Origin of the sequence: Mesorhizobium sp. WSM4308 (assembly GCF_002294905.1) — a bacterium.
In the GTDB taxonomy this organism is placed as follows: Bacteria; Pseudomonadota; Alphaproteobacteria; order Rhizobiales; family Rhizobiaceae; genus Mesorhizobium.
Genome location: NZ_NSFW01000029.1, coordinates 41,762 through 48,027, shown reverse-complemented (window position 1 = coordinate 48,027; position 6,266 = coordinate 41,762). Strand labels below are relative to the sequence as shown.

The following is a 6,266-nucleotide window of genomic DNA, read 5'->3' as shown; positions in this document are numbered from 1 at the left end:
GGGCAGGTTACTGCGTGGCTATTCGACAACAAAATGGGCTTTTGCTTGTGCGTATGAGTGAAAACTCGGCAATTTTCAAGCTTTCGTATGACATATTCAAGCTTTCGTATAATATATTTTAGAAAAGTAGAGCTCATTTTGCCCGGAAATTTGGAACTTTTACCCAAATCCTGCCGTTACGCCCTTGATCGTTGCTTAGACGATCACAAAGCAACAGGGAAGGATCCTATCATGAAAATCAAGATGATCTGCCTTGGCGCCATAGCGCTTTCGATGGTCGCCGGCTCGGCTCTCGCCGCATCGGGCGGCAGCGGCACGCCCGCTCTCGACGATCCGGCCAAGATGCAGCCCTTCTACACGGACTCCACCATGAAGAAGATGCGCAGCGATGACGAGTTCACCAAGGCCTGGAAAGCACTGACACCCGAAGACCAGAAGATGATGATGACGGCCTGCGCCGACGAGGTCAAGAACGCCAACCCCACCAACACCCATCCGGAATTCTGCAGCAACGTGAAAAAGATCGGCGGCAGCAAGTAGACGATGCCTCCATGCCGTTGAAAAGCAGCCCCGTTCGCGGGGCTGTTTTGTGGACGGCGGATTTGAGCGGTCGCCGCCGCAAACCCTTGCCGCCTCAACGCCCCCTCGGCGATAATCCGCCATCTCGCGGAGAACACCGATGTCGCTCAGCCCTTTATTCAACGCCTCGCCCGTCATCCAGCTCCACGCGCTGATCGCCATCGCCGCATTGCTGCTCGGCGCCGCGCAGCTCTGGCGCACCAAGGGCGACCGGCTGCACCGCGCGCTTGGCCGCGTCTGGGTGGCGCTGATGGCGACGGTCGCCGGCTCCGGCCTGTTCATCTGGACGATCCGGCTGTGGGGGCCGTTCAGCCCGATCCACCTTCTGTCGCTGCTGGTGCTGGTGATGCTGTGGCGTGGCGTGCGCGCGGCGCGCGGCGGCAACATTGCCGCCCACCGCCGCATCATGCAGGGCACCTACATTTTCGGCCTCATCATCACCGGGCTTTTGACCTTCATTCCCGGCCGCACCATGTATGCCGTCGCCTTCGGCCCGCAGGGCGCGACAGCACAGAAGCTGGCGATTTTCTCCGCTTTGGTTATCCTCGCGGCAGCGGCAGGCCTCTACGCCGCGCGCAGAGCGCGGGTGCCGGGCTGAGTGTCGGTCGGCGAAGCCGCCGTCCTCTCCAATCCTTTCCTTGTTCTGGCCATGTTGCACTGCGAAAAGCATATTGCATTGCGATATCGGCCGACCAGGGCCGCGATGCGGGGCGGGCTTGAAGTAACGAAGGAGCTGTCGTGGCGGCATCGTTTCGGCCTGATATACAAGGATTGCGCGCGCTGGCGGTCGGCGGCGTCGTGGCCTATCATTTCGGCCTCTCGGCCCTCCCCGGCGGCTTTGCCGGCGTCGACATCTTCTTCGTCATCTCCGGCTGGCTGATCACCACGCACCTTATGGGCGAGATCACCGAGACCGGCCGGCTTGACCTCTGGCGCTTCTATGCGCGGCGCGCCCGGCGTCTCTTGCCGGCGGCCCTGTTCGTGATCCTAGCGACGCTTGGCCTCGGTTATTTCATCCTGGCGCCGCAGGAGCAGGCGCTCTATTCGCGCGGCGCCATGTTCGCCTCGGCCTATGCCATCAACCTGTGGCTGCTGCGCTGGTCGTTCGATTATTTCGCCGCGGACGCCTTGAGCAACCCCTTCATCCACTTCTGGTCGCTGTCGGTGGAAGAGCAGTTCTATCTCGTCTGGCCGGCGCTGCTGCTGTTGGCCGCCTGGCTGCGCCCGGGTCGGCGCATGGCTGTCGTGGTGATCGGCGTCGCCGGCCTCGCCTCCTTCGCCGCCTGCCTGTGGCTGACCAGCCTGTCGCCGGCCTGGGCCTTCTACTTCTCGCCGCTGCGCGCCTGGGAGTTCGCCGCCGGCGGCCTGGCGACGCTGGCCCCGGCGGCCTTGTGGCAACGGCGGCCATGGCTGCGAACAGCGCAGGGCTGGCTCGGCCTGGCGCTGATCGCGACGGCCTATCTCTGCTTGAGCGAAGACCTGCCCTTCCCCGGCTGGTACGCGCTGCTGCCGGTCGTTGGCACGGTGCTGGTGCTGCTGAGCGGCGCGGGCGACAAACACGACCAGCAGGCAGCGGGCCCGGCCCGTTGGCAGTCCCTGACGCCCGCCTCCGCGCTGTCGCTGCCGCCTCTGCAATGGGTCGGCACGCTCTCCTATTCGCTCTATCTCTGGCACTGGCCGGTCATCGTCTATGCCGGCATGTTGGTGCCGGATCTCAGCGTCGTCCAGCGCCTCGGCTGCGGCGCGCTGTCATTGGCGCTGGCATTCCTCACCTATCATTTGATCGAGAACCCGGCGCGGCGCGGCGGCTGGCTGCCGGCGGGCGCGCGTGCGGTTCGTTTTGCCGCAATTCCCCAGGGAAAACCGCTTCACACTTTTCCCGGAATTGCTCTGGTTCCCGCGCTGGCGCTGACCGGCGTGGGCGTGGCGGCGGCCTATGCCAATGCGCATCTGGCGACGCGCAACATCGACCCCGCCCAGCGCGGCATCGAACAGGCCGCCGAACAGCCCTCCATCGCGCGTGCCGTGGACAAGAACTGCCTGCTCGACTTCCACACGGTGAAGCCGAAACCCTGCACCTTCGGCCCGGCCGACGCCGCCCACACCATCGTGCTGTTCGGCGATTCGCACGCCGACCATTGGTCGACCCCGCTGGTCGAGGCTGCCAGGCGCAACGACACCAAGGTGGTCACCTATCTCAAATCCTCGTGCCGCGCCTCGCGTCTGTCGACCTTCAACACCGTGCTGAAGCGCGACTACACCGAATGCGACGCCTGGCGCGAACAGGCCATCGCCGACATCATCCGCCGCAAGCCGCGCCTTGTGGTGATCTCGGAATTCTCGATCGGCAATCTGACGCGCGACATGCCCGCCGCCGGCCGCAAGGCCGAGACGGCGCGCTGGCAGGCCGGCCTGCGCTCCACACTGCATGCCTTCAGCCAGGCCGGCGTCGAGACCGCCGTCATCCGCGACACGCCGATCGGCGACAGTTTCGCCGATTCCTGCGTGGCGCGCGCCCTGTGGTGGCGCGAGGCGCCCTCGCGCTGCGACACGCCGCGGGCGCAAGCCGCCAATGACGGCGCGGCGGCGCAAGAGCGCGCCGTGGTCAAGAGCGTGCCCGACACGCGCTATGTCGACCTCACCGACCGCTTCTGCGGCCCCACACAGTGCCACGTGTTCATATCAGGCAAACTGGCATTTCGTGACCGGCATCATCTGGCGACGGCCTTTGCCGAGACCTTGGAGGGGCCGCTGGAGAAGGCGCTGTTCTAGAGCAATTCTCCGTTCGGAATTTCAAGAAAAACAAAGAGATAGAGCGGGTAGGCCTTTCCATGAACGATAACCCGCTCCAATGCATGTCGTGCAAAAGTGGATCCAGCTTCAACGCGGCGCGCCTTAGGTTTGAGGTCGAGACAGCGGCGTCTGACCGCAACAGCCCGACGATTTGGCCCGGCAGCGCATTGACGAGGCGGCGGTCGAAGCCTTAAGCCCGCGCTCACCCGGCCCCGCGCAGAAGAGAAAGACATGACAGACCCGATCGTGAGAGACAGCAACGGCAGCCAGTTGAACGAGGGGGACTCCGTGACCCTGATCAAGGACCTGAAGGTCAAGGGCACATCGGAGACGATCAAGCGGGGCACGCTGGTGAAGAACATCCGCCTCACCGGCAATCCAGGCGAGATCGAATGCAACACCAAGCAGGTGAAGGGCCTGGTGCTGAAAACCGAATTCCTGAAAAAGGCGTGAGCCGCCGCGTTGCGAGGGCGCGCTAAGTCGGCGCCCTCGCAGACCCCGATTGGCCTTGCGGCCCCAAGGGCGGGACCTGCCCGTTGGCCAGCCTATCCCGACGACGCGCTCGATCCTGCGCATTCCCCCGCCTGTCGCCGTCACCGTGAGAAACATTGGTTTACCGGCTTCATTGGAACAGGGCTGCGCCGGCGGCGTTTATTAGGCAGACCTTGAAGAGGAGGTTGTCATGAAGAAACTCTTGCTCGCATCCGTGATCGCGATTGCGTCGGCCGTGTCGGTGATTGCACCGGCGAATGCCGCCAGCATCACGCTTGGCATCGGCAACGGCTATGACGACGACTATTACGTTCCCAGATATCGTTATCATCATCGCGACTACAACGACGACGGCTACTATGGCCGATACAGTATGTATGACGACGAAGGCTACCGGCCGCGTTACTACGGCATGTACCATCACCGTTACTACGGCATGTACCATCGCCGCTGTCACACCGAGGTGATCAGGCACTGGCGTCACCACCATCGCGTCATCGAAACAGTCCGCGTCTGCAGGAACTGACTTGCGAATTGATCCGGCTGGCACCATGCCGGCCGGATTGCCCTTTGACATTCGCTTGCGCATCGCTCCCGGATGACGGCGCCGCTATCCGCGCCCCATCATCATCCCATAATGCACCGCCAGCAGGTCGAGCCCCACCTTCAACAGCTTCGTCACCACATCGCGCCCCTCGCCCGTCTGCTCCGCCAGGCTCTTGATCGAGCCGCCCGCGCAGCAGACTTGCCGCACCACCGCCACGACCTCCCAATGCCCCAGCGCCCTTGTGGCGGCGGCATGCGCGCGGCCGGCGTCGAGCACGCTGTCGGCGATGCCGCCGCCATGGCGGCCGCTATCGACGCGCTCGCTCCAGCGCATCGGCTTCACGCTCGCCTGCTGGCTGCACTGGAAATCCTCGCGGTAGCGCTGGCCGGCCTCGCGCTGCTGGCGCGACAGCGAGGTGATGCCGACGAGCGGGTCGACATTGCGCACCCGCACGATGCCGCCGGTGGACGTGTAGCCGTCATTCGACACCTCGTAGACGCGCCGCGCCTCAGCCGTGCCGGCGGCCAGCCGCTTGCGGCCGAAGGCGTCGTCGCTAAGCGCGAAATCATGGCCGAGCTCGCGACGTATGCGCACTTGCTCTGCCTCGCCCTTCGGCAATTTCGGCGCCTGCGGTTTGGCGGCTTTGGCTTTTTTGGGCATGGAGTGGCTCCTTGGGTTTGGGGTGTGGTGTTTTTGGAAAGGTCGGCGGGGCAGCGCCCCCCTCTGCCCTGCCAGGCATCTCCCCACGAGGGGGGAGATCAGATGTCGTGTCGGCTTTCGCCAATCATCAGCGTTGCAGGAAAGGCGGCGCAGGCGACGCTGCCAACCTCCCCACCCGTGGGGGAGATGGCCGGCAGGCCAGAGGGGGGCGCTGTCCCACCGACCTGTCTGATCATCCCGTCACCAGATTCGCGGGCGCTTGCGCCGCCCGCCGCGCCATCAACTCGCGCATCGTTTTCCGCTCCCGCACTTCGATGCAGAGCTGCGCGCTGGACGGGCAGAACTGAGCGTTGCCGCTCCTCACCTCGCCGCGCACGAAGCGCTGGATGGCGGCCTGCAGATCGGCAAGCTCGGCGTCGCGCACCGCGCCGAGATAGCCGCGCATCTGCATCTCGACGTCAGTCAGGGCGGATTGCGGGAAGCATGAGAACATCGCCGCCAGCGCCTTCGTCGCCTGCTGCAGTTCGGCTGCGGTCATGGCTGCGGATCTCCTCGATGATGGCGTTGGCGGCGTCGGCATGGGTTCTCGGCCGCTGCCAGCCGGGCGGTTTCTTGGAACTGGCCGCGCGCGATGAAGAACGCTGCGCACCGTCGCGACAGAACGGCTCTCGTTGTCCTTGCGCCGAAACATGCCTGTTGTTTTCGCCTGAAAAAGCGGAAGCTTTTTCACTCTGGTTTCTGGAGTCTGGAGAATGCCGCGGCAAAGCGCCGGCACTTGCCGCCCCATGCGCCTTTGTTTTCAAGGCGGTGACGGCACCGCCGCGTGCGCCGGCGGCGGCCCTCGCCTCGCTTTTGACCTGCGCCTTGTGCAATTCCCTGGTCAGCCTCTTGTGGCCGATCTCGCCCGCCTGGCGCTCGAAGAAACCCAACAGATCGGCGCTGATGGCGCGCCATCTTTTCAGGGAAAGGCGCGCGACCCGCGCGAGCTTGGCGTCGTCATCGGGCAGCCGGCCGCCGGCGTTCCACATCGCCATCAGGATGAGCATGTAGGCACCGATCTGCTCGGTGGAGAGTTGCAAGGTGTCGCCGACGAAATCGGAGACGTAGAGCTGCATGAAGGGCCGCTCGCTCATACCATGCCTGCACGCAAGCTAATGGAACCAGCCGCCGGCCCGCACGTTATGACGCGTCGATG

General features: G+C 64.5%; 8 protein-coding genes. 5 read left to right on the top strand and 3 right to left on the bottom strand.

The features are described 5' to 3' along the window. Positions 1-231: 231 nt before the first annotated feature. The 5 genes from CK227_RS34665 to CK227_RS34645 all read left to right on the top strand — a co-directional run bounded on the left by CK227_RS34665 (position 232) and on the right by CK227_RS34645 (position 4,390). Positions 232-540 carry a hypothetical protein gene (locus CK227_RS34665; RefSeq protein WP_095776027.1) on the top strand — a complete coding sequence of 103 codons (309 nt, stop codon included), beginning with the start codon at positions 232-234 and terminating at the stop codon, positions 538-540. A 139-nt stretch (positions 541-679) separates the two neighbouring features. Beyond that, positions 680-1,177 (top strand): DUF2306 domain-containing protein, encoded by a 498-nt coding sequence (locus CK227_RS34660; protein WP_095776028.1) that lies wholly within the window; start codon positions 680-682, stop codon positions 1,175-1,177. Between the two features lie 140 nt (positions 1,178-1,317). After that, positions 1,318-3,351 (top strand): acyltransferase family protein, encoded by a 2,034-nt coding sequence (locus CK227_RS34655; RefSeq protein WP_095776029.1) that lies wholly within the window; start codon positions 1,318-1,320, stop codon positions 3,349-3,351. Positions 3,352-3,603: 252 nt separating this feature from the next. After that, entirely contained in the window at positions 3,604-3,825 is a 222-nt protein-coding gene (locus tag CK227_RS34650; protein WP_095776030.1) for an alkylphosphonate utilization protein, read from the top strand. A 229-nt stretch (positions 3,826-4,054) separates the two neighbouring features. Further along, positions 4,055-4,390, top strand: a complete 336-nt coding sequence (locus CK227_RS34645; protein ID WP_095776031.1) for a hypothetical protein — start codon at positions 4,055-4,057, stop codon at positions 4,388-4,390. 84 nt (positions 4,391-4,474) lie between these two features. Here the strand turns inward: CK227_RS34645 and CK227_RS34640 are convergent, their stop codons facing one another. The 3 genes from CK227_RS34640 to CK227_RS34630 all read right to left on the bottom strand — a co-directional run bounded on the left by CK227_RS34640 (position 4,475) and on the right by CK227_RS34630 (position 6,204). Further along, positions 4,475-5,071: a DUF6456 domain-containing protein gene (locus CK227_RS34640; RefSeq protein ID WP_095776032.1), complete on the bottom strand. Its 597-nt coding sequence runs from the start codon at positions 5,069-5,071 to the stop codon at positions 4,475-4,477. Between the two features lie 232 nt (positions 5,072-5,303). Next, positions 5,304-5,609, bottom strand: coding sequence for a hypothetical protein (locus CK227_RS34635; protein WP_142878302.1), 306 nt, complete (start codon positions 5,607-5,609; stop codon positions 5,304-5,306). Further along, entirely contained in the window at positions 5,530-6,204 is a 675-nt protein-coding gene (locus CK227_RS34630; protein ID WP_095776034.1) for a DUF1376 domain-containing protein, read from the bottom strand. Before CK227_RS34630 ends, CK227_RS34635 begins: the two co-directional genes overlap by 80 nt. Positions 6,205-6,266: the final 62 nt, after the last annotated feature.